The sequence below is a fragment of the Pseudoalteromonas sp. SIMBA_162 genome (assembly GCF_046535955.1).
Lineage (GTDB): Bacteria > Pseudomonadota > Gammaproteobacteria > Enterobacterales > Alteromonadaceae > Pseudoalteromonas > Pseudoalteromonas marina.
The window spans coordinates 1-229 of sequence record NZ_JAWJBQ010001395.1 but is presented as its reverse complement, the minus strand read 5'-3'; the positions used below and the strand labels follow the sequence as shown (position 1 = coordinate 229).

Genomic DNA, 229 nt, shown 5'->3' with positions numbered 1-229 from the left:
CGCCAAGTTCGAAGGCATGACCATCTTCGACCTGCTCGACTACGCGACCAGCAAGCTGATGCTGCCGCTGACCGGTCTGGCGACCATCGTCTTCGTCGGCTGGTTCATGGGCCGTGACGAAGTGCGCAGCCAGCTCAACATGAGCGACTCGGCCTTCTCGCTGTGGAGCTTCGTGGCGCGCTATATCGCCCCGATCGGTGTGGTCGTGGTGTTCGCGTCCAGCCTGTAG

General features: G+C 62.4%; 1 pseudogene. It reads left to right on the top strand.

Annotated features, from left to right (window positions below):
* Window positions 1–229, top strand: a pseudogene (locus R0J88_RS24185) (hypothetical protein); the annotation flags it as partial.